Origin of the sequence: Salinicoccus sp. HZC-1 (assembly GCF_046736035.1) — a bacterium.
Taxonomy (GTDB): Bacteria; Bacillota; Bacilli; order Staphylococcales; family Salinicoccaceae; genus Salinicoccus.
Genome location: NZ_CP177130.1, coordinates 1 through 22,217 on the forward strand (window position 1 = coordinate 1; position 22,217 = coordinate 22,217).

Consider the following 22,217-nt stretch of genomic DNA (forward strand, 5'->3'; position numbering starts at 1 on the left):
ATGAGCAGTTTAAAAGAAATATGGGAAAATACATTAAATGCGATAGAAGATAAAATTGCGACAGCAAGTTATTCGACATGGTTCAAAGAGACGACTCTGATCCACCTGGATAATGAAAAAGCTGTTGTAAAGGCTGAATCCCAGTTCCAGAGAGACTGGCTGGAAAAGAACTACAGCCAGTTAGTACAAGATCAGCTCTACGACGTCATGGGGGAAAAACCCGACATTCAAATAGTAACTGAAGAAGAGCAGGCGGCAGAAAAGGCACCAGCCGAACCCAGACGCACGGAAGAGACACATGAGTTTCCTGTCTACAACCAGCTCAATGTCAACAATACGTTCGAGACATTTGTCATCGGTAACGGCAACCGTTTCAGCCATGCCGCATCTCTCGCCGTGGCCGAGGCACCGGCTAAAGCCTACAACCCGCTGTTCATATATGGAGGGGTCGGCTTAGGCAAAACCCATTTGATGCATGCGATCGGACACTATGTTTTGGAACACCGTCCAAATGCGAAAGTGGCCTATCTTTCAAGTGAAAAATTCACGAATGAATTCATCAACTCCATCAGGGACAACAAAACCGAAGCCTTCAGAAACAGATATAGGAATGTGGATGTACTGCTGATCGATGACATCCAATTCCTTGCCGGCAAGGAGTCGACACAGGAAGAATTTTTCCATACATTCAATGCACTTCACGAAGATAATAAGCAGATTGTCATCTCCAGCGACCGCACGCCAAAAGAGATTCCGACACTGGAAGACAGGCTGAGATCCCGCTTCGAATGGGGCCTCATTACGGATATCACGCCGCCGGATCTCGAAACACGCATCGCGATACTCCGTAAAAAATGTGAAGATGAAGAAGTGGAGATCCCCAACGAAGCGATGATTTACATTGCCAACCATATCCAGACGAATATCCGCGAACTCGAAGGCGCATTGACGCGTGTCGCTGCATATTCGAAACTTGTAAACCAGCCGCTCACACCGGAAATGGTATCCGAGGCACTGAAAGACCTGGTGACCCAGTCAAGCTCCAAGAAAATAACGATCACTGATATCCAGGAAGCGGTATCCAGTTTTTATGATATTCAAATTGAAGAATTCTCTTCGAAAAAAAGAACGAAATCCATCGCTTTTCCGAGACAGATCGCAATGTACCTGGCCAGAGAGCTGACAGACTACTCCCTGCCTAAGATCGGTGAGGTATTCGGGGGACGTGACCACTCGACTGTCATCCATGCCCATGAAAAAATCTCTAAAATGCTGAATCAGGATGAGATCTTCAAACAAGAGCTGGAACAGATTGAAAACAAGATCAGTTAACAGATGTGAATAGTGTGGATAAATGTTACACTGTAACCAACAGATTATGCACATGTGGATAACTTGTGTGATAAAGGATTACCGGACTTATCCACACATCCACAGGGCCTATTACTATTATTACTAAAATTATTATTAATCTATATATATAAGGAGTCATTAGCATATGAAAATCAGCATTAACCGCCAGTATTTCATTGAACAGTTAAATCATTGTCTTAAAGCTATATCACCCAGAACAACACTGCCTATCCTTAACGGCATAAAACTAGAAGTAAAAGATAATCAGCTGCTTCTTACTGGTAGTGATTCCGAGATATCCATCGAAATTACAATCCCGACAGAAATTGATAATGAAGAAATACTGGAAATTAATGAACCAGGTGCAGTTGTACTCTCAGGCAGGTTCTTCGTGGATATCATCAAGAAACTTTCCGGGGATTTTGTACAGCTGGAAACGAATGATTCATACCAGACTAAAATTGCAGCTTCCAAATCAGAATTCAATCTAAGCGGCAACGATCCGGATCAGTACCCTCTTCTGCCGGAAGTGAATGACGATGAAAGTATTGTACTTAAATCGACAGTGCTCAAAACAATCATCAACCAGACGAATTTTGCGGTTTCCCTGTCGGAAACGCGTCCGGTCCTTACCGGTGTAAACTGGCAATTCAATAACGAAGGCATCAAGTTCACTGCGACGGACTCCCACAGACTCGCCCTTCGCAGATTGAACGGCGACCAGTTTGCCATGGACAGCATGAATGCAATCATTCCCGGCAAATCACTGACGGAATTGAATAAAATCATCAATGATTCGGATGATGAAGTGGAAATCCACTTCTCACAAAACCAGGTGCTGTTCAGCTATGGAAATATGAGATTCATTTCAAGACTGCTGGAAGGCAACTATCCGGATACTTCGAGATTATTCCCGGAAAACTATGAAACCAAAGTCACTGTGGATAACTCTGACTTCTATCATGCGATCGACCGTGTTTCCCTGCTTGCAAGAGAAGGCGGAAATAACGTGATCCGTATGACGGTGGAAAATGGCACTGTTGAGCTTTCCTCCAATTCACCTGAGGTGGGTACAGTAAATGAAGATGTGAACACCGGTGAAGTGGAAGGCGAGGGACTTAAGATTTCCTTCAACTCCAAATACATGATGGATGCCCTGAAAGCAATCAAAGACGAAGAAGTGACGATCGATTTCTTCGGAACTATGCGTCCGTTTACTTTGAGCGCTGCAAAATCCGATGAAGTCATTCAGCTTATTCTGCCAATCCGTACTTACTAATATAAAAATGAGAAAACGTATAAAAACTTTCGGCTGAAACCCAGAAATTTAAAAACAGGGGGTTCTCAGTCGTTTTTTGTTTTTAAAGGGGGGAAACCCTAAAAAACCCCTAAAACGCTCTGGAGGCTTTATTTGCCCTTCTGGAGTGAAATTTATATAAAAATGTAGTATAATATAGAAGTAAGAGTTAGGAGGATGAGTGCATGGAAAGTATCCAGTTAGACGAAATCATTACATTGGGTCAATTCCTCAAACATGAGGGAATAATCGGTTCAGGCGGAGAAGCGAAATGGTTTCTTCGGGAAAATGAAGTATTCCTAAATGGGGAACTGGAAAACCGCAGAGGCAAAAAGCTCCATGACGGTGATGAGTTGAACCTCGGGGATTTCGGACATTACAGGATAGAATATCCGAAATGATCCTAAAGAATATTCATCTGGGAAACTTCAGAAACTATGAATCATTGGACCTTGAATTTCATCCGAAACTCAATGTTTTCATTGGCCGGAATGCCCAGGGGAAGACGAATTTACTGGAATCCATCTACTTTCTGGCGCTGGCTAAAAGCCACCGTACTTCAAAGGATAAAGAGCTCATCCGTTTCCATCAGGAGGAAGCGTTCGTCAACGGAAACATCACTACTTCCTACAGTGACCTTCCGTTGTCCATCAGCGTGAGTTCAAAAGGGAAACGTGCGAAAGCAAACCATATGGAAGTTTCCAAGCTGAGTCAGTACATTGGACATTTGAATGTCGTGCTTTTTGCGCCGGAAGATTTGAATATCGTCAAAGGATCGCCTCAGATCAGGCGAAAATTCATCAATATGGAATGCGGTCAGATTTCCAAAGTATACCTCAGCATGCTGAGTGGATATCAGAAGGTTCTGGCTCAGAAAAACAACTATCTAAAACAGAGAAATGTCGACCATATAATGATTGATGTCTTAAATTCGCAACTTGCAGAATATGCAAGTTTAATTATTTTAAAAAGGCAGCAATTCATCAATACGATAGAAAAATATGCGCAGCGTATCCACGGGGATATCTCGAACGGTAAAGAAACCCTCGCTGTACGCTATAAACCAAATATCAAGTTTGAATCAACAGATGAAAAATCTCTGGAGACCGAAATCAAAAATCTGTTCGACGACACGATGGAAAAAGAAATAGATCGCGGACAATCTTTGATCGGTCCCCACAGGGATGACATATCATTTTATATCAATGATTTTGATGTTCAGACATACGGATCCCAGGGGCAGCAGAGGACGACTGCCCTATCGGTGAAATTGGCTGAACTTGAACTGATCAAGGAAGAAATTGGAGAGTATCCTGTACTGCTGCTCGACGATGTGCTGAGTGAGCTTGATGAAACACGTCAATCCCATCTGCTTACATCGATCCGCAACAGAGTTCAGACATTCGTGACAACCACTTCGATCAGCGATATCAATCATACGATCATGGATGAGATGCAGTCCTTTAGTATCGACGACGGAAAAGTCAAAGTATAGCGGAAGGTGATAACATGGCTGAAATTAATGAAGATCAATATGGTGCCGGTCAGATACAAGTATTAGAAGGTTTGGAAGCGGTCAGAAAGCGTCCGGGTATGTATATCGGATCGACAGCTTCAAAAGGGCTCCATCACTTAGTATGGGAAATCGTCGATAACAGTATCGATGAGGCGATGGCGGGACACGCCACGCTTGTGAACGTGACGATTGAAAAGGATAACTGGGTGAAAGTGACGGATAATGGCCGCGGTATTCCAGTGGGTATACAGGAAAAAATGGGCCGTCCGGCAGTTGAGGTCATCCTGACTGTACTCCACGCCGGAGGTAAATTCGGCGGCGGCGGATATAAAGTTTCCGGCGGCCTCCACGGCGTGGGCTCATCTGTAGTCAACGCACTGAGTGAAACGCTTGAAGTGTATGTACACATAGACGGTAAAATCCACCATCAGAGTTACAGCCGCGGTGTGCCGCAGTTCGATTTGAAAGTGATTGGCGATACGGATAAGACCGGAACGATGATCCGTTTTAAAGCAGATCCGCAAATATTCACGGAAACGACAGAATATGAACTGGACATACTGCAGCATCGTATCAAAGAACTTGCGTTTCTGAATAAAGGGCTCGAAATCAATCTGATTGACGAACGCGGTGAAGAAGATGAGACGTTCACATATCACTATGAGGGCGGCATTAAATCCTACGTGGAACAGATGAATGAAACGCGTGAAGTGCTTCATGATGAAGTGATCTACATGCATAGTGAAAAAGATGAGATCGAAGTGGAAATCGCCCTGCAGTATAACAAGGGCTTTACGACGACACTGCTGTCTTATGCAAACAACATCAACACTTACGAAGGCGGAACGCATGAAGATGGATTCAAGCGTGCGCTGACAAAAGTCATTAACAATTATGGTTTTAACAATAGAATCATCAGAGAAGGCGAAGACCGTCTGAGCGGTGAAGACGTGCGTGAAGGCATGACGGCAGTCGTTTCCATCAAACATACGGATCCACAGTTTGAAGGACAGACGAAAACAAAATTCGGCAACTCGGAAGCAAGACTGATCACCGACCAGCTCTTTACCGAAGGGTTTGAGCGTTTCCTGATGGAAAACCCGCCGGTCGCAAGAATCATTGTCGAAAAAGGGGTTACAGCACAGCATGCAAGGCTTGCTGCGAAAAAGGCGCGTGAAATGACGCGCAGAAAATCCGCACTTGAGATTTCAAGCCTGCCCGGTAAACTTGCCGACTGTTCAAGCAAAGATCCGTCTGAAAGTGAACTCTTTATCGTTGAGGGTGATTCGGCGGGCGGTTCGGCGAAATCCGGACGTAACTCGACAACCCAGGCGATCCTGCCGCTGCGCGGTAAGATCCTCAATGTTGAAAAGGCACGTCTCGACCGTATTTTGAACAACAATGAAATCCGTTCAATGATTACAGCACTCGGTACGGGCATTGGTGAGGAATTCGATCTTTCCAAAGCGAGATACCACAAAATTGTAATCATGACCGATGCCGATGTGGATGGTGCCCATATCCGTACATTGCTGCTCACATTCTTCTATCGCTTCATGCAGCCGCTGATTGAAGCGGGATATGTATATATTGCACAGCCGCCGCTCTACAAAGTCGAACAGGGCAAGAACAAATATTATGTGTTCGATGACAAAGAGCTTGAACGACTGAGAAGCGAACTTAAAGACACACCGAAGATTTCACTTTCCAGATATAAAGGTCTGGGTGAGATGAATGCCGATCAACTATGGGAAACGACAATGGATCCGGGCTTCAGATCATTGATGCAAGTGTCCCTTACAGATGCGGTCGAAGCGGATCAGACGTTTGAAATGCTGATGGGTGATGTTGTGGAATACAGGAAGAACTTTATCGAAGAAAATGCAATGTATGTTCAGAACCTGGACGTTTAATTATGGAGGTAAATTTGAATGAGTGACGAAAAAGACAGAATGCAGCAGGTCAACATAAGCAAGGAAATGCGAACGTCATTCCTGGATTATGCAATGAGTGTTATCGTCTCAAGAGCACTGCCTGATGTCCGTGACGGTATGAAGCCGGTACACCGCAGAATACTTCACGGTATGCATGACAACGGCATGACCTCTGAGAAGCCATATAAAAAATCAGCACGTATCGTCGGGGATGTAATGGGTAAATATCACCCGCACGGCGACTCTTCCATCTATGATGCCATGGTCCGCATGGCACAGGATTTCAGTTACCGCTACCCTCTCGTCGACGGCCAGGGTAACTTTGGTTCCATGGACGGCGACGGTGCAGCAGCGATGCGTTATACAGAAGCCAGAATGAGCAGGATTTCCATGGAACTCATGAGGGATATCAATAAGGATACCATCGATTTCCAGGATAACTATGATGGCAACGAGCGTGAACCGGTGGTGCTTCCAGCCAGGTTCCCGAATCTGCTTGTGAACGGATCGAGCGGTATTGCTGTCGGGATGGCAACAAACATCCCGCCGCACAATCTCACGGAAGTAATCGATGCGGTACTCGCATTATCAAGAGATGACGAAATCACACTGCCGGAACTGATGGAATATGTAAAGGGGCCGGACTTCCCTACCCGTGGACTCATCGTCGGCAAGAGCGGCATCCGCAAAGCATATGAAACAGGCAGAGGGTCTGTACTCATGCGTGCGCGATGTGAAATCGAAATGATGAAAAACGGCAAGGAACGCATTGTCGTTTCCGAAATTCCGTATCAGGTCAACAAAGCAAGATTGGTCGAAAAGATTGCTGAACTGGCGCGGGATAAGAAAATTGAAGGAATCACTGATCTGCGGGATGAAACGAGCCTTAAAGAAGGCGTTAAAATCATCATCGAAATCAGAAAAGACAAAAATGCGAATGTCATTTTAAATAATCTTTATAAACAGACACCCCTTCAGACATCATTCGGTATCAACACGCTGGCGCTTGTTAAAGGGCAGCCTAAAATTCTTGGTCTCAAAGAAGTGCTCCACCACTATCTTGAACACCAGAAAGTGGTCGTTGTCAGACGTACGAAGTTTGACTTGAGACGCGCAGAAGACAGAGCGCACATTTTGGAAGGCCTGAAAATCGCACTCGATAATATCGATGAGATCATTGCCCTGATCCGCGGCTCTCAAAATGATGAGGCGGCCAGAACCGGCCTGATGGAAAAATTCAGTCTGTCTGAACGCCAGGCCCAGGCCATTCTCGATATGCGTCTTCGTCGCCTGACGGGACTGGAAAGAGGCAAGGTTGAGGAAGAGTATAACGAAATACTCAAAACAATCGAAGAGCTCAAGGCGATTTTAGCCGATGAAGAGAAACTTCTTGATATCATCCGCGAAGAATTAACTGAAATCAGGGATAAATATGGAGACGGACGCCGTACTGAGATCACTCTCGGCAGCCTGTCCGATATTGAAGATGAAGACCTCATCCCTGAAGAACAGATAGTTGTGACACTCAGCCACAATAACTATATCAAGCGTCTTCCATCATCGACATACCGTGCGCAGCACCGCGGCGGCCGCGGTGTGCAGGGAATGAATACGATCGAAGATGACTTCGTAAGACAGATCGTTACGATGAGCACGCATGATTACATCATGTTCTTTACGAATAAAGGACGCGTTTATCGTTTGAAAGGATATGAACTTCCGGAACTGTCCAGACAATCCAAGGGCATTCCGATCGTCAATATGCTGGAAATCGACAAGGATGAAAAGATCAGTACAATCATTTCCGTGAAGGATAAAAGCTCTGAAGATATTGAAGATATGTTCCTTGTATTTGCGACGAAGAATGGACTCGTCAAACGGTCCAGGCTCGATAACTTTGAACGCATCAACAAAAACGGCAAGATTGCAATCTCCTTCAGAGATGAAGATGAACTTCTTGCTGTGCGTCTGACAGACGGCTCCAAGGAAGTCATTCTGGGTACGAAAGACGGCGCCCTCATCCGTTTCCCGGAAACTCAGATTCGTACGATGGGACGGACTGCAGCGGGTGTCAAAGGAATCAGATTGCGTGAAGGCGATGAAGTCATTGGACTTGATGTGCTGATTGAAGACCAGACCATCCTCGTAGTGACGGACAATGGTTATGGTAAATTGACGCACGAGGCGGAATATCGCATCACAAACCGCGGCGGTGTCGGTGTCAAAACGGCAAACCTTACGGACCGCGTCGGTGAACTGATCTACATCGCATCGGTGAACGGTGATGAAGATCTGATGATTGTGACCAATCATGGTGTCATCATCCGTCTTGTGATGGAAGAAGTCTCCACTCTTGGACGTAACACCCAGGGGGTAAGACTGATCAAACTCTCAGGCGACCAGAAAGTGGCGACAGTTGCTAAAGTGAAAGAAGAAATAGAAGAGGAAGAGCTGACGCTCGATAATGAGGATGAAGTGGACGAGGAAGCGGAAGAAAAGGCAGAAGAGACGCTGACCGCTGAAGAATCATTAGAGCCTTCTGAAGATGAAGACGAAATTGAAGAATAGTTCTTATACCCGCGGCTGGTGAGCCGCGGGTATTTTTTTACTGCATTGCCAATTACATATGTAAGCGCTATAATAGAATTAGTCATTAGAGAATTTAGTAGAAAAATTAGTGAATGAATATAGAAAACAGCCTGAGCTTAAAAAAGAGGTATACGGATGAGCAGCGAAATACACCAGAAAGCATTTGGTAAATATGCGACATTAGTGGCGTTAATGGGACAGGAAACAGCACTTGGGCTGATGCCTGAACACGAAGCGTTTAAAGTGGTTACAGGCAAAGTCGGCTCAATGGATCTTAAAAAGGTCATATCATCTGTTGAAACCGCAGCAAAGCGCAATGAAGTGATCAATGCGGATATCTACCGGGAAACCCATGCACTCTATCACACCATCATCGAAGCGGCTGAAGGTGTGACGCGCGGTAAATTAAGCGTCGGTGAAGTCATGCGGACTGTCGGTCTTTCATTTGCAGTGGTCAGGGGATTTCCCTATGAAGATCCAAATGAGGGAGAATGGATTGCAGTCTGTTTTTACGGCACCATTGGAGCGCCGATCAAAGGCAAAGAGCATGAAACGTTGGGCCTCGGAATCAATCATATTTAACAAACAATAAAATATTGCATGTCATAGACATTAGCTATTAGAGACACTGAAATTCCAGACGGGATTATTGTGTCTTTTTTTATTGAAAAAGGAGGAGTCAGAATGGCGGTTTTAACGTTAGAGGGACATGATTTAACCATCGCTAAAATGAAATCATTTTTAGCGGAAGGAAACAGTACGGTGGAAATATCAGAAGAAGCGTATGAAAATGTGCGTAAATCAAGAAAGATTGTCGAAGATATCATAGAGCATGAAAAGACGATTTACGGCATTACGACAGGTTTCGGGCTGTTCAGTGATGTGCGGATATCAAAAGATAAGACACAGGACCTTCAGGTCAACCTGATCCGTTCCCACTCATGCGGTGTCGGTGCACCATTCGCAGAGAGGACCGTGCTGACGATGATGGTGTTGAGACTCAATACATTATTAAAGGGCCACTCGGGTGTAACCGTCGGGCTTGTCGACCAGCTGAAAACATTCATCAACGAACGCATCATCCCCAAAGTGCCGGAACAGGGATCACTCGGGGCTTCCGGCGATCTTGCCCCACTCTCTCATCTGGCGATTACACTCATCGGCGAAGGCGAAGTTTATTATAAAGGGGAACTTCGCAATTCCAAGGATGTACTGGATGCTCTCGGTATTGAGCCGGTTACACTGGAGGCAAAAGAAGGACTTGCATTGATCAACGGTACACAGCCAATGACAGCCCAGGGACTGATCAACTATATCGAAGCGGAAAAACTGATGGAAGACAGCGTGTGGATCGCTTCACTGACGCATCAGGCATTAAATGGCATTACTGATGCGTTTAACGAAAAAGTGCATACATCAAGAGGATATCCGGAACAGGTGGAAGTCGCGAGACAGCTCCGTGACTATCTGGAAGGATCCGGACTCACAACAAGGCAGGGGGAAATCAGGGTGCAGGACGGGTATTCACTCAGATGCATCCCTCAAGTGCACGGCGCATCATTGCAGACGCTCGCCTATGTGAAGGAGAAGCTGGAAATTGAAATGAACGCAGCAAATGATAATCCGCTTATTTTTGGCGAAGATGAAGTCATTTCAGGCGGAAACTTCCACGGCCAGCCGATCGCCATCGCAATGGACCTGCTCAAAATCGGAGCGAGTGAAATCGCGAACATATCAGAACGGCGCATAGAACGCCTGGTCAATCCAAATTTGAACGGTGATCTGCCGGCATTCCTGAGCCCGGAAGAAGGACTGCAGTCCGGAGCGATGATTCTGCAGTACGCAGCAGCGAGCCTGGTCTCTGAGAATAAGACACTCGCCCATCCTGCAAGTGTGGATTCCATTCCATCCTCTGCAAACCAGGAAGACCATGTTTCCATGGGGACCATAGGATCACGCCATGCAAGGGATATCATCAACAATATGCGTAACGTACTGGCGATTGAATTATTCATCGCTTTGACAGCTGTCGAAATTAAAGGGGTCGACAAGCTGTCACCAAAAACCCGGGAGAAATTTAACACTTACAGGGAAATCGTGGATTTCATCGATCACGATCGTAATTTCAGTAAAGATATAGAAAAGTTATCGGACGTACTTAAAAATTTTAAAGGGGTGGCAGAACATGTCGAGAAAAATTACTGCTAAAAAAGGTTTGGAAATCGAATGTAAGGGATGGGAGCAGGAAGCGGCTCTGAGAATGCTTTATAATAACCTGGATCCTGAAGTGGCTGAACGGCCTGAAGATCTTGTCGTTTATGGGGGAATCGGCAAGGCTGCACGGAACTGGGAATCTTTCGAAGCAATCGAAAATACTTTGCGCAATCTGGAAAAGGATGAAACGATGCTTATCCAGTCAGGCAAACCGGTTGCGGTATTCAAAACGCATGAAGAGGCGCCGCGTGTCTTATTATCAAACTCGGTGCTGGTACCCAAGTGGGCGACCTGGGAACATTTCAACGAGCTCGATAAAAAAGGTCTGATGATGTACGGGCAGATGACTGCAGGAAGCTGGATCTACATCGGTTCCCAGGGAATCGTCCAGGGAACTTATGAAACGTTTGCCGAACTTGCGAATCAAAATTACGATGGTTCCCTTAAAGGAACGATTACCCTGACTGCCGGACTCGGCGGCATGGGCGGTGCACAGCCGCTGGCCGTGACAATGAATGAAGGGGTCGCAATATGTGTGGATGTCGACCCGAAAAGCATTCAAAAGCGTCTGGATACAAAATACCTGGATACGAAAACAGAATCACTCGATGAAGCGTTGAAGATGGCTGAAGAAGCACGCGATAGAGGCGAAGCTCTATCCATCGGTCTTTTGGGAAATGCGGCTGAAATCCATCATGAGATTTTAAGACGCGGATTCAAAATTGACGTTGTTACCGATCAGACGTCCGCGCATGACCCGCTCAACGGTTATGTGCCCGAAGGTTACAGCCTGGAGGAAGCGGCGCAACTCCGGGAAGCGGATTCTGTTGAATATGTTAAATTGTCTTCAAGGTCCATGGCTAAACATGTGGACGCGATGCTTGAATTCCAAAAGAACGGTTCTGTCGTATTTGATTACGGCAACAATATCCGTCAGGTGGCATTCGATGATGGCGTCGAAAATGCATTCGATTTCCCCGGATTCGTACCGGCATATATCCGGCCGCTGTTCTGTGAAGGCAAAGGCCCTTTCCGCTTTGCGGCATTGAGCGGTGACCCGAAAGATATCGAAGTGGCGGATGGGAAGATGCGCGAACTCTTCCCGGAAAATGAAAAGCTTTTGAGATGGCTCGATATGGCCCAGGAGAAAATAGCTTTCCAGGGACTGCCTTCAAGAATCGCATGGCTCGGCTACGGTGAACGTGCAAAGATGGGACTGGCATTGAATGAGCTTGTAGCAAACGGTGAAATTTCAGCGCCGGTTGTCATCGGACGGGATCACCTGGACAGCGGTTCTGTTGCGAGTCCGAACCGTGAAACGGAAAGCATGAAAGACGGCAGTGACGCAGTCGGTGACTGGGCGATCCTGAACGCACTCGTGAATACTGCTGCAGGCGGTTCATGGATCAGCGTACACCATGGCGGCGGTGTCGGCATGGGATACTCACTGCACGCCGGTATGGTCGTTGTAGCGGACGGCACAGATAACGCAAAGCGCCGTCTGGAGCGAGTACTTACAAGTGATCCGGGTATGGGTATCGTGAGACATGCGGATGCAGGTTATGATACCGCGATTGAAACGGCGAAAGAGAAAGGCGTCAATATGCCAATGTTAAAGGAGAATCAATAATGAACGATACAATGATTAAAAATATCAAATCACTCATCCTTCCGAAAAAGACGGATAAACCTTTAAAAGGGAAAGAGATGGATGATCTTGAAGTTGTAGATGATGCAATGGTTGTAATCGACGGCGGCAGAGTCGTATATGCGGGTGCAGAGACGGACGAATACGATGCAAAAGAGACAATCGATGCCAAAGGTATGATCGTCTCCCCTGCTCTTGTCGATCCACATACACATGTGGTCCACGGCGGTTCCCGTGAACATGAGATGGCGTTAAAGCGCCAGGGTGTGGATTACCTGACGATACTTGAAAAAGGCGGCGGTATCCTGAATACTGTCGAACAGACAAGAAAAGCGACGCATGAAGAGCTGTTTGAAAAAGCATCCAAAAATATAGTGCGTATGGTCCAGCACGGTGTGCTTACCGTTGAAAGTAAAAGCGGCTATGGTCTGAACCGTGAAAATGAATTGAAACAGCTCAATGTTTCCCGGGAAATAGCAGAGAATTTCCCGATTGAAATGAAACATACATTCCTTGGACCGCATGCGATTCCAAAAGGTACAGACAGTGAAACATTTTTGAATGAAATGATTGATTTGCTGGACGAAGTAAAGGATATTTCGGATTTTGCGGATATCTTCTGTGAAACAGGTGTATTTACTATCGAGCAATCCAGAAGATATATGGAAGCGGCGAATGAAAAAGGCATGCGTGTGAAAATCCATGCAGACGAAATCGATCCGCTGGGCGGTCTGGAACTGGCGATTGAACAAAATGCAATCAGTGCCGATCATCTGGTTGCTGCCAGCCACACAGGCAAATCAATGCTCAAAGATTCGGCCACAGTGGCAGTGCTTCTCCCCGGAACGACATTCTATCTTGGAAAAGACCAGTTTGCCGACGCCCGCGGGATACTTGATAACGATGGCGCCGTCAGCCTGGCCACAGACTATAACCCGGGCAGCTGTGTAACGGATAATCTGCAGATGATCATGGCCATTGCAGGATTGAAGCTTAAGATGACGCCGAATGAAATCTGGAACGCAGTGACAGTCAATGCTGCACATGCAATCGGTTCTGAACGCGGCACGCTCGCTGAAGGCGATGCGGCGAACCTCGTGATCTGGGATGCACCGAATCATGAATATATTCCGTATCACTATGGCGTAAATCATGCCCATACGGTTATTGCGGATGGAGAAGTGGTTTATGTACGTCCGGGCCTTCTGGTATAAGCCCGGGCCCTTGCCTTTTTAGGTTATTCATATTAAAATGATTAATAACTTAATAGGAACCGTTAGAAGGAAGCAGTAGTGTTTATTTGACGACAGAGAGGCCATGGCTGGTGGGAATGGCTGGAGAAAAACACGAATTTCCGTCCTTCTTACAATAGCGGGCCGGTATGAAAATCTACCGTTAACAAAGAAGAGATGATGTTTTTAACATCGAATTAGGGTGGCAACGCGTATACCACGTCCCTTTGGGGGCGTGGTATCTTTTTATTTATAAAAATAATGATGATGGAGGCGGAAGCAATGCTGGATATCAAAAAAATAAGAAATGAAAAAGATATTGTTAAAGAAAAGACGGAAAAACGGGGGATGGATCCTGTCATTATCGACGAGATCCTGGAACTGGACGAGGAACGCAGGCAGCTGATCCAACAGACGGAAACACTTAAGAGCAAACGCAACAAAGTGTCTGAACAGATTGCAATCAAGAAAAGAAACAGAGAAGACGCAGATGACGTGATTCAGGAAATGCGCCAGGTCGGTGATGAAATCAAGGGAATCGACAGCAGGCTGGCAGAAGTCAAAGAAGCTTATGAATACCGTATGCACCGCATTCCAAATCTCATCCACGATGATGTGCCCGAAGGTGCGGATGACACTGAAAATGTTGAAATCAGACGTGAAGGGACTCCGAGAGAATTCAATTTTGAACCCAAAGCGCACTGGGACCTGCTTGATTCCCTGGGCCTTGCCGACTTCGAACGTGCAGCGAAAGTATCCGGTGCCCGTTTTGTCTACCACACGGGAGACGGTGCGAGGCTTGAACGTGCACTGATGAACTTCATGCTGGAGGTGCATAACGGCAATGGGTATAAAGAGATGATGACGCCTCAGATCGTACGCGGAGATGCGCTGTTCTCCACAGGCCAGCTTCCCAAGTTCGAAGAAGACCTCTTCAAAGTGGAGGACATGGATATGTATACGATTCCGACCTCTGAAGTGACGCTCACGAACTTCCATAAGGATGAAACGCTGTCCGATGAAGAACTCCCGGTGAAGTTCACCGCCCAGACGGCCTGCTTCAGAAGTGAAGCCGGTTCTGCAGGCCGGGATACCCGCGGCCTGATCCGCCTGCACCAGTTCAACAAAGTGGAAATGGTCCGTTTGGAGCGCCCGGAAGATTCCTGGAACGCGCTGGAAGAGATGACCCGGCATGCTGAAAATATACTGAACCTGCTGGAAATCCCGCATCGTACAGTAATACTCTGCACAGGAGATATCGGCTTCGGTGCTTCAAAAACATATGATGTTGAAGTATGGCTGCCGAGCTATGATGACTACAAAGAAATCAGTTCTGTCTCCAATACGACTGATTTCCAGGCACGCCGCGGTAATATTAAATTCAAACGGGATAAAAATGCCAAACCTGAACTGCTCCATACTTTAAATGGCAGCGGCCTTGCAGTCGGCCGGACAATGGCAGCTCTTTTGGAAAATTATCAAAATGAAGATGGCACGGTCACAATTCCGGAAGTTTTAAGACCGTATATGAGTGGTCAGGAAAAGCTTGAAGCGTTATAATAGTAGTATTGGATGCTCCTATTCATTTAGGAGCTTTATTTAATGGTTGGAGGAATGAAATGTTGAATAATAAAGTTTCGTTGCTTCAAATGTTGCTCGCTCTTTTGATGGTGTTTGTGTTTATCACTTTAACCGACATCAGCTTATTCCTGGGCGCAGTAATTTTACCCTTTACCTTGTATTTCCTGGTAAAATTGAAGCATGAGTCGAACTATCATTTTTGGCTGACCTTTGTCAGCTTTCTTATACCCGCGGTGATCCTTTTATCGGTCACTGTCTGGATGTGGTATTTACTGCTCTATATACTCGCAGTTGTGCTGCACCATACACTTAAGCAAAACCTGTCACAGGAAGTTACAATCTTTTACGTGACAGCCGCATTGATGCTCGGCACTCTCGGCGGATTGAATATCATGCAGTCGACAGGCATGATTCAGCCGCTGTCCAACGTTTACATGAATTTCCGTAACTGGTACATGGAACAGATTGAGTTATATGGCAATTTTGCAGCAACGCCAATGGATATTGATCTCATCAGACAGGCGCTCGATCAGATGTTCATTAATCTGCCTGCGTATATCACGCTGATTTCATTCGTTCTGGCATTGTATATCGTACTGATGCTGCGCCTCGTCCTTAAGTCCTCACCTGTTAAGCTGTGGGAGTATCGTTCGTTTAAATATTGGATTTTCCCGCGGTTCTTACTATATTTATATTTACTTTTATTTATAGTATCATTCTTTACAACCGAAGGAACGACGTTCTTCTCAACGGTGAGTAACATGATTATTGTTTTGGAATGGATATTATATATACATGGTCTAAGTTTCGCCTACTATTTCTTCAGGGAAAAGAATCTGCATAAGGCGGTCTCCATTCTGCTGCTTATTCCTTTAATCATCCTGAAACCATTAACATTATTAATCGGTGTATTTGAAATGATCTTCAGAATAAGGACAATATTAGAACTTAAAAGGAAGTGATGATGATGTACAACGTGCTGGATAAAAAAATGATATTTATACCCTTTGGTATTGCAGCGTTTCATATTCTTGTAATGAATATATTCATAACGGTTAATCATTTTAATACCGGCCTGTTATTCCTGGTTGTCAGCATCATCCTTTTAACATTGTTGTTTTTGTACCTTTACCGCTCACTCACTGTGAGTGAGATCAGGTTCAGACAGATGGTTCTTGATGTGGCAGGGAGTAAACAATATGCCATAGACAATCTGCCGATGGGGCTCATTTTACTCAACAATGACGATGAAATTGAATGGATGAACGATCATATCACCAATGTAATTTCTGTTGATAATATAAACGAACCGATCAACAGACTGTTCCCGAATATCATGACAACGCTCAAAGCGAACAATATTCAAATGACGGAATCGTCTTATAATGATCATCATTATAAAATTTACTGGGATGAAAAGCATCAGGCGCTGCATCTGCTTGATATTACAAACCAGCGCAATCGTGAAGATGAATTGGAAGCTAAACAGCCGGTTATAGGAATTCTGTTCCTGGATAACTATGATGATGTCACCCAGAATATGAGTGAAGCAGTGAAAAGTGAGCTCAATAATTCGATTACAAATACAATCAATGATTGGGCGAACCGCCATCATATCTATATCCGCAGATTTTCCCAGGACAGATTCATCATTGTACTGAACAGTAAAAGCCTGAAAGAAATCGAAGCGACGCGCTTTAACCTTCTGGACGAGATCAGGGACCGCTCCCAGGCAATCGGGGCACAGATTACACTGAGCATCGGGATTGGTGAGGGCTCTGATGACTATATCGAAGTCGGAGACCTTGCACAGTCCAGTCTAGATCTGGCTCTTGGACGCGGCGGAGACCAGGTTTCCATCAAAGCTGTAAACGGCAATGCCCGTTTCTACGGCGGGAAAACGGATCCGATGGAAAAACGGACACGCGTCAAAGCCCGTGTTATCTCCCATGCATTACGGGATATTTTGCTTGAAGGCGACAATGTTCTGATCATGGGGCATAAACACCCGGATATGGATGCGCTCGGCTCTGCGATTGGTGTTGCCAGAATCGCAACGATGAACGGCATCAAAGCGAATATCGTGTTAAACGATGAGGATGTCGATGACACCCTGCAGCGCATGTTCAAGGAAGTTCAGGAACGTGAGGAGCTTATGAATCTCTTCGTTACTTCCGAAGAGGCATGGGAACTGATGTCCACTAAGACGACAGTAGTCGTTGTAGATACACACAGACCAAGTATGGTGCTTGATGAAGTCCTATTAAACAAAGCGACGCGCAAAGTGATTATCGATCACCACAGGCGTGCTGATGACTTCATCTCGAGTCCCCTGCTCGTCTATATGGAGCCTTATGCTTCCAGTGCAAGTGAGCTTGTAGCTGAATTGCTTGAATACCAGAATAAAGAGCAGAAGCTGTCCCGTCTTGAAGCGACAATCATGCTTACGGGGATCATCGTCGATACGCGCAACTATACATTGCGTACGGGGTCAAGAACATTTGATGCAGCAAGCTTCCTGAGAAGCAACGGCGCCGATCCGGTGCTTGCACAAAAGTTCCTGAAAGATGATATCGATACGTATATCGCCCGCAGTGATTTGATTAAATCTGCAGAAATCATGGACAATGGAATGGCAATCGTCAAGGCGGATCCTTCCATGACGTATCATCCCGTGACTGTTGCCCAGGCAGCCGATCAGCTGCTTCAAATTGAAGGCGTCAAAGCGTCGTTTGTCATGGCAATAAGGGAAGATGAATCCATCGGTATTTCAGCGCGCTCACTTGGTGAAATCAACGTGCAGATAGTGATGGAATCATTGGGCGGCGGCGGCCATCTGTCCAATGCCGCTACACGTGTTACAGACAAAACTATGGACGAATTGTATGATGATCTAATCGATGCAATCGATGAAGTACTTGATAATAGGAGTGAAGAGGAATGAAAGTAATTTTTCTAAGTGACGTTAAGAACAAAGGTAATAAAGGCGACGTTAAGGAAGTGGCCAACGGCTATGCACAAAACTACTTGCTTAAAAACGGTCTTGCTGAAGAAGCGACACCGAGCAACCTTAAAAAGCTAAAAGAACAGCAGGATGCCGTTGCCGCTGCAGCCGAACAGAAACTGGAAGATGCAAAAGTGCTTAAAGAAGAAATAGAAGGAAAAGAAGTTGAAATCAAAACAAAATCCGGTGATGACGGAAGATTATTTGGTTCCATCAGTTCTAAACAAGTCGCAGAGGCTTATGAGAAACAACACGGCATTAAGCTGGATAAAAGAAAAATCGATATGTCCCAGCCGCTGAAAAGTCTTGGTTATCACAAAATGGAAGTTAAACTCCATCAGGACGTAACAGCGACAGTCAAAGTTCATGTTATTGAACAATAGAGTAATAAGGAGGGATTGATTTTGGAGATACATCAGCAGATGCCGCACAATATGGAAGCGGAACAGTCTGTTCTCGGTGCCATACTGATCAATCCCGAAATCTTTATTTCCACTGCAGAAACATTGGACCCTGAAGATTTCTACCGAAGAGAACATCAGAATATTTACCGTGCAATGGGCATTTTAAGTGAAAATCATGAAAATATTGACGTAGTCACGCTTATCGATCAGCTGAAAAGCATGGAACAGCTCAATTCAATCGGTGGTCCGCGCTATCTCGTGGAGCTTTCCAACGTGGTGCCGACAAGCCGAAACATCGGATTCTATGTGAACATCGTTGCGAAGTACTCCCTTAAGAGAACATTGATAAAAACCGCTGAAGATATCGCGAATGAAGGATTTTCCGAGGAAATAGATGTTGAGGATCTGCTTACAGAAGCAGAAGCAAAAATCATGTCCATTTCAGAAAGCCGCAGAAATGAAGGCTTTAAGTCGATGAAATCCGTAGTGCACGAAGTCTATGAGCAAGTCGAGGCGCGTGCAGGCCAGACAACAACTACAACAGGAATTCCTACCGGCTACCGGGACCTGGATTTCATGACATCCGGATTCAACCGTAACGACCTGATCATACTTGCTGCCCGCCCTTCCATGGGTAAGACGGCATTTGCATTGAATATCGCAGGTCACGTCGGAACGTCCGCAGACGACTATACTGTTGCCATATTCTCTCTGGAGATGGGTGCAGACCAGCTTGTATCAAGGATGATTTCAAGCCAGGGAATGATCGATGCGACAAAACTGCGCCAGGGGAATTTAGGCCATGATGACTGGGATAACTTCACCACCGCCATCGGAAGCCTTGCAGATTCCAAAATCTTCATCGATGATACACCGGGTATCCGTGTTAACGATATCCGTTCAAAATGCATGCGCCTCAAACAGGAACATGGACTTGATATGGTCATCATCGATTATCTTCAGCTGATTCAGGGTTCGAGTAATAAAGGCAGCGATAACCGGCAGCAGGAAGTATCAGAAATATCCAGGATGCTCAAGGCGCTTGCCCGTGAGATGGAATGTCCGGTAATCGCACTGAGCCAGTTGTCGAGAAGTGTGGAGACCAGGCAGGATAAACGGCCGATGATGAGTGACCTTCGTGAATCAGGCTCCATTGAGCAGGATGCGGATATTGTCGCCTTCCTGTACCGTGAGGACTATTACGTCCGCGGAGACGGTGAAGATGATGCCGAAGGCGCACAGAAAGAACAGGATGAGATAGAGATTATCCTTGCCAAACACCGTAACGGACCGACCGGCACAGTTAAATTGATATTTAACAAATCCTACAGCAGCTTCTTTGACCAGGATAACAGAGGCTACGATGACGGATACATTCCGCCAAATTAATTTACGAATGTTTTTATATATTACATATAAAAACGTTCGTATTTTTATTGCAATTTTTCCCCGCTATTGATAGAATGGTTACGGTATTTCAAAGAAGAAATTGGGGGCAATCAAATGTCTGGAACAGTAGTAGTCGGAACACAATGGGGCGACGAAGGTAAAGGTAAAATCACTGACTTTTTATCTGAGGACGCCGACATCATTGCACGTTTCTCTGGAGGCAATAACGCAGGTCACACAATACAATTCGGTGGCGAAACATACAAACTTCACCTTGTACCATCAGGGATTTTCTACGATGATAAAATATCACTGGTCGGAAACGGTGTCGTCATCGACCCACTCTCTCTTATCAAAGAGCTTGATGGATTGATCGAACGCGGCATTTCCGTTGATAATCTGAGAATTTCAAACCGTGCACAGGTCATCCTCCCTTATCACCTGCTTCAGGATGAATTGGAAGAGGAAGCACGCGGCGAAAACAAAATCGGAACAACGAAGCGCGGCATCGGACCGAGCTATGTAGATAAAGTTCAGCGCATTGGTATCCGTATGGCAGACCTTATAGACGACGAAACATTCAGGAAACGGCTTGAGGAGAACCTCAAGTTAAAGAACCATACGTTTGAAGCCCTTTACAATCGTGAAGGATTCACATTTGATGAAATCTACGAACCATATAAAAAAGCAGCAGAACGCCTGGCACCATACGTTACAGATACAGCTAAAGTTCTGGATGATGCTTTCACTGATAACGGGAAAGTGCTATTTGAAGGTGCACAGGGAGTAATGCTGGATATCGACCACGGTACTTACCCGTTCGTTACATCGAGCAACCCTGTTGCCGGCAATGTCACTGTAGGCTGCGGTGTAGGCCCAACGTCTGTTAAAAATATTGTCGGTGTATGTAAGGCGTATACTTCAAGAGTTGGAGACGGCCCATTCCCGACAGAATTATTCGATGAGAGCGGAGATCATATCCGTGAAGTTGGACGCGAATACGGGACAACGACAGGCCGTGCGAGACGTGTTGGCTGGTTTGACAGTGTTGTTTTACGTCACTCGAGACGTGTCAGCGGAATTACAGATCTTTCCCTTAATTCAATTGATGTATTGAGCGGCCTGGATACAGTTAAAATCTGTACTGCCTATGAAATCGACGGCAAAGAAATAACAGAATACCCTGCAACACTTGATGCACTTAAACGTGCAAAGCCGATATTCAAAGAAATGTCCGGCTGGCATGAAGATATTACAGGCGTAAAACATCTTGAAGATCTGCCGGAAAATGCGAGAAACTACCTTCACGAAATCGAAAGGTTATCCGGGGTTACAATTTCAATTTTCTCTGTAGGTCCAGATCGCAACCAGACGAATCTTCTTAAAGATTTCTGGGCATAATATAAAGAGCTCCACAGGACAAACTCATGTCCTGTGGAGCTTTTTTATAAATGATTTATATATAGCGATTATCCTTCAGATAGGAAATGATGGCACCAACAGCTTCATCCACTGTCTGTTTTTCTGTATCGATGACAATTTCAGGGTTTGTAGGTGCTTCATATGGCGCGTTGATACCGGTAAATTCCTTGATTTCTCCTGCCCGAGCTTTTTTATAGAGTCCTTTTGGATCGCGTGCTTCACATTCATTCAGGCTGCATTTTGTGTATACTTCGATGAATTCTTTTTCTTCAAGGATACTTCTTACATAATTACGGTCTTCCTTGTAAGGAGAAATGAAAGCTGTCATTGTCACGATGCCTGCATCAACCATCAGCTTGCCCACCTCACCAATACGCCGGATATTTTCCTTGCGGTCTTCTGGACTGAAGCCAAGGTTGCTGTTTAGGCCGTGGCGGACATTATCACCATCCAGACGGTAAGAATGGATATGCTGTTCATAAAGTGCCTTCTCGAGAGCAACGGAGATGGTTGATTTTCCTGAACCAGAAAATCCTGTGAACCAGATGACGACACTTTTATGGCTGTTCCGGTCTTGTCTTTCTTCCTTCGTCACTTCTGAATCGTGCCATATAATATTAGTTGATGTATTCAT

Annotated in this window: 17 protein-coding genes; 16 read left to right on the top strand and 1 reads right to left on the bottom strand. The window is 45.5% G+C overall.

Annotated elements, in window-relative coordinates; all coding sequences use genetic code 11:
* The 16 genes from dnaA to ACKRAT_RS00080 all read left to right on the top strand — a co-directional run bounded on the left by dnaA (position 1) and on the right by ACKRAT_RS00080 (position 21,562).
* Positions 1-1,332 (top strand): chromosomal replication initiator protein DnaA, encoded by a 1,332-nt coding sequence (gene dnaA, locus ACKRAT_RS00005; RefSeq protein WP_411843075.1) that lies wholly within the window; start codon positions 1-3, stop codon positions 1,330-1,332.
* Between the two features lie 166 nt (positions 1,333-1,498).
* Positions 1,499-2,632 carry a DNA polymerase III subunit beta gene (gene dnaN / locus ACKRAT_RS00010; RefSeq protein ID WP_411843076.1) on the top strand — a complete coding sequence of 378 codons (1,134 nt, stop codon included), beginning with the start codon at positions 1,499-1,501 and terminating at the stop codon, positions 2,630-2,632.
* Positions 2,633-2,835: 203 nt separating this feature from the next.
* Positions 2,836-3,051, top strand: coding sequence for a S4 domain-containing protein YaaA (gene yaaA / locus ACKRAT_RS00015; RefSeq protein WP_411843077.1), 216 nt, complete (start codon positions 2,836-2,838; stop codon positions 3,049-3,051).
* The gene (gene recF / locus ACKRAT_RS00020) at positions 3,048-4,145 is read left to right on the top strand and encodes a DNA replication/repair protein RecF (protein WP_411843078.1); all 1,098 of its coding nucleotides are present in this window, start codon (positions 3,048-3,050) and stop codon (positions 4,143-4,145) included. The genes yaaA and recF overlap by 4 nt, the downstream gene beginning before the upstream one ends.
* 14 nt (positions 4,146-4,159) lie before the next feature.
* Entirely contained in the window at positions 4,160-6,079 is a 1,920-nt protein-coding gene (gyrB, locus tag ACKRAT_RS00025) for a DNA topoisomerase (ATP-hydrolyzing) subunit B (protein ID WP_411843079.1), read from the top strand.
* An 18-nt stretch (positions 6,080-6,097) separates the two neighbouring features.
* Positions 6,098-8,668 carry a DNA gyrase subunit A gene (gyrA, locus tag ACKRAT_RS00030; protein ID WP_411843080.1) on the top strand — a complete coding sequence of 857 codons (2,571 nt, stop codon included), beginning with the start codon at positions 6,098-6,100 and terminating at the stop codon, positions 8,666-8,668.
* A 156-nt stretch (positions 8,669-8,824) separates the two neighbouring features.
* A complete protein-coding gene (gene hutP / locus ACKRAT_RS00035) occupies positions 8,825-9,271 on the top strand; it encodes a hut operon transcriptional regulator HutP (protein WP_411843081.1) in 447 nt (148 codons plus the stop codon).
* A gap of 102 nt (positions 9,272-9,373) precedes the next feature.
* Positions 9,374-10,897, top strand: coding sequence for a histidine ammonia-lyase (hutH, locus tag ACKRAT_RS00040; protein ID WP_411843082.1), 1,524 nt, complete (start codon positions 9,374-9,376; stop codon positions 10,895-10,897).
* Entirely contained in the window at positions 10,875-12,533 is a 1,659-nt protein-coding gene (gene hutU / locus ACKRAT_RS00045; RefSeq protein ID WP_411843083.1) for a urocanate hydratase, read from the top strand. The genes hutH and hutU overlap by 23 nt, the downstream gene beginning before the upstream one ends.
* Positions 12,533-13,765 (top strand): imidazolonepropionase, encoded by a 1,233-nt coding sequence (gene hutI, locus ACKRAT_RS00050; protein WP_411843084.1) that lies wholly within the window; start codon positions 12,533-12,535, stop codon positions 13,763-13,765. The genes hutU and hutI overlap by 1 nt, the downstream gene beginning before the upstream one ends.
* 300 nt (positions 13,766-14,065) lie before the next feature.
* Complete coding sequence (gene serS, locus ACKRAT_RS00055; RefSeq protein WP_411843085.1) at positions 14,066-15,343, top strand: serine--tRNA ligase; 1,278 nt, start codon at positions 14,066-14,068, stop codon at positions 15,341-15,343.
* Positions 15,344-15,402: 59 nt separating this feature from the next.
* Complete coding sequence (locus ACKRAT_RS00060; RefSeq protein WP_411843086.1) at positions 15,403-16,326, top strand: DUF2232 domain-containing protein; 924 nt, start codon at positions 15,403-15,405, stop codon at positions 16,324-16,326.
* 5 nt (positions 16,327-16,331) lie between these two features.
* Positions 16,332-18,308 carry a DHH family phosphoesterase gene (locus tag ACKRAT_RS00065; RefSeq protein WP_411844471.1) on the top strand — a complete coding sequence of 659 codons (1,977 nt, stop codon included), beginning with the start codon at positions 16,332-16,334 and terminating at the stop codon, positions 18,306-18,308.
* The gene (gene rplI / locus ACKRAT_RS00070; RefSeq protein ID WP_411843087.1) at positions 18,305-18,751 is read left to right on the top strand and encodes a 50S ribosomal protein L9; all 447 of its coding nucleotides are present in this window, start codon (positions 18,305-18,307) and stop codon (positions 18,749-18,751) included. The genes ACKRAT_RS00065 and rplI overlap by 4 nt, the downstream gene beginning before the upstream one ends.
* 39 nt (positions 18,752-18,790) lie before the next feature.
* Complete coding sequence (dnaB, locus tag ACKRAT_RS00075) at positions 18,791-20,161, top strand: replicative DNA helicase (protein ID WP_411844472.1); 1,371 nt, start codon at positions 18,791-18,793, stop codon at positions 20,159-20,161.
* Between the two features lie 114 nt (positions 20,162-20,275).
* Complete coding sequence (locus ACKRAT_RS00080; protein WP_411843088.1) at positions 20,276-21,562, top strand: adenylosuccinate synthase; 1,287 nt, start codon at positions 20,276-20,278, stop codon at positions 21,560-21,562.
* 55 nt (positions 21,563-21,617) lie between these two features.
* On the opposite strand, the gene cysC is transcribed toward ACKRAT_RS00080, so the two are convergent.
* Positions 21,618-22,217, bottom strand: a complete 600-nt coding sequence (gene cysC / locus ACKRAT_RS00085; protein WP_411843089.1) for an adenylyl-sulfate kinase — start codon at positions 22,215-22,217, stop codon at positions 21,618-21,620.

What these genes read in the sequence shown, in the direction of transcription:
- dnaA (WP_411843075.1), top strand. Translation starts at nt 1, where the DNA reads ATGAGCAGTTTAAAAGAAATATGGGAAAATACATTAAATGCGATAGAA.
- dnaN (WP_411843076.1), top strand. Translation starts at nt 1,499, where the DNA reads ATGAAAATCAGCATTAACCGCCAGTATTTCATTGAACAGTTAAATCAT.
- yaaA (WP_411843077.1), top strand. Translation starts at nt 2,836, where the DNA reads ATGGAAAGTATCCAGTTAGACGAAATCATTACATTGGGTCAATTCCTC.
- recF (WP_411843078.1), top strand. Translation starts at nt 3,048, where the DNA reads ATGATCCTAAAGAATATTCATCTGGGAAACTTCAGAAACTATGAATCA.
- gyrB (WP_411843079.1), top strand. Translation starts at nt 4,160, where the DNA reads ATGGCTGAAATTAATGAAGATCAATATGGTGCCGGTCAGATACAAGTA.
- gyrA (WP_411843080.1), top strand. Translation starts at nt 6,098, where the DNA reads ATGAGTGACGAAAAAGACAGAATGCAGCAGGTCAACATAAGCAAGGAA.
- hutP (WP_411843081.1), top strand. Translation starts at nt 8,825, where the DNA reads ATGAGCAGCGAAATACACCAGAAAGCATTTGGTAAATATGCGACATTA.
- hutH (WP_411843082.1), top strand. Translation starts at nt 9,374, where the DNA reads ATGGCGGTTTTAACGTTAGAGGGACATGATTTAACCATCGCTAAAATG.
- hutU (WP_411843083.1), top strand. Translation starts at nt 10,875, where the DNA reads ATGTCGAGAAAAATTACTGCTAAAAAAGGTTTGGAAATCGAATGTAAG.
- hutI (WP_411843084.1), top strand. Translation starts at nt 12,533, where the DNA reads ATGAACGATACAATGATTAAAAATATCAAATCACTCATCCTTCCGAAA.
- serS (WP_411843085.1), top strand. Translation starts at nt 14,066, where the DNA reads ATGCTGGATATCAAAAAAATAAGAAATGAAAAAGATATTGTTAAAGAA.
- ACKRAT_RS00060 (WP_411843086.1), top strand. Translation starts at nt 15,403, where the DNA reads ATGTTGAATAATAAAGTTTCGTTGCTTCAAATGTTGCTCGCTCTTTTG.
- ACKRAT_RS00065 (WP_411844471.1), top strand. Translation starts at nt 16,332, where the DNA reads ATGTACAACGTGCTGGATAAAAAAATGATATTTATACCCTTTGGTATT.
- rplI (WP_411843087.1), top strand. Translation starts at nt 18,305, where the DNA reads ATGAAAGTAATTTTTCTAAGTGACGTTAAGAACAAAGGTAATAAAGGC.
- dnaB (WP_411844472.1), top strand. Translation starts at nt 18,791, where the DNA reads ATGCCGCACAATATGGAAGCGGAACAGTCTGTTCTCGGTGCCATACTG.
- ACKRAT_RS00080 (WP_411843088.1), top strand. Translation starts at nt 20,276, where the DNA reads ATGTCTGGAACAGTAGTAGTCGGAACACAATGGGGCGACGAAGGTAAA.
- cysC (WP_411843089.1), bottom strand. Translation starts at nt 22,217, where the DNA reads ATGAATACATCAACTAATATTATATGGCACGATTCAGAAGTGACGAAG.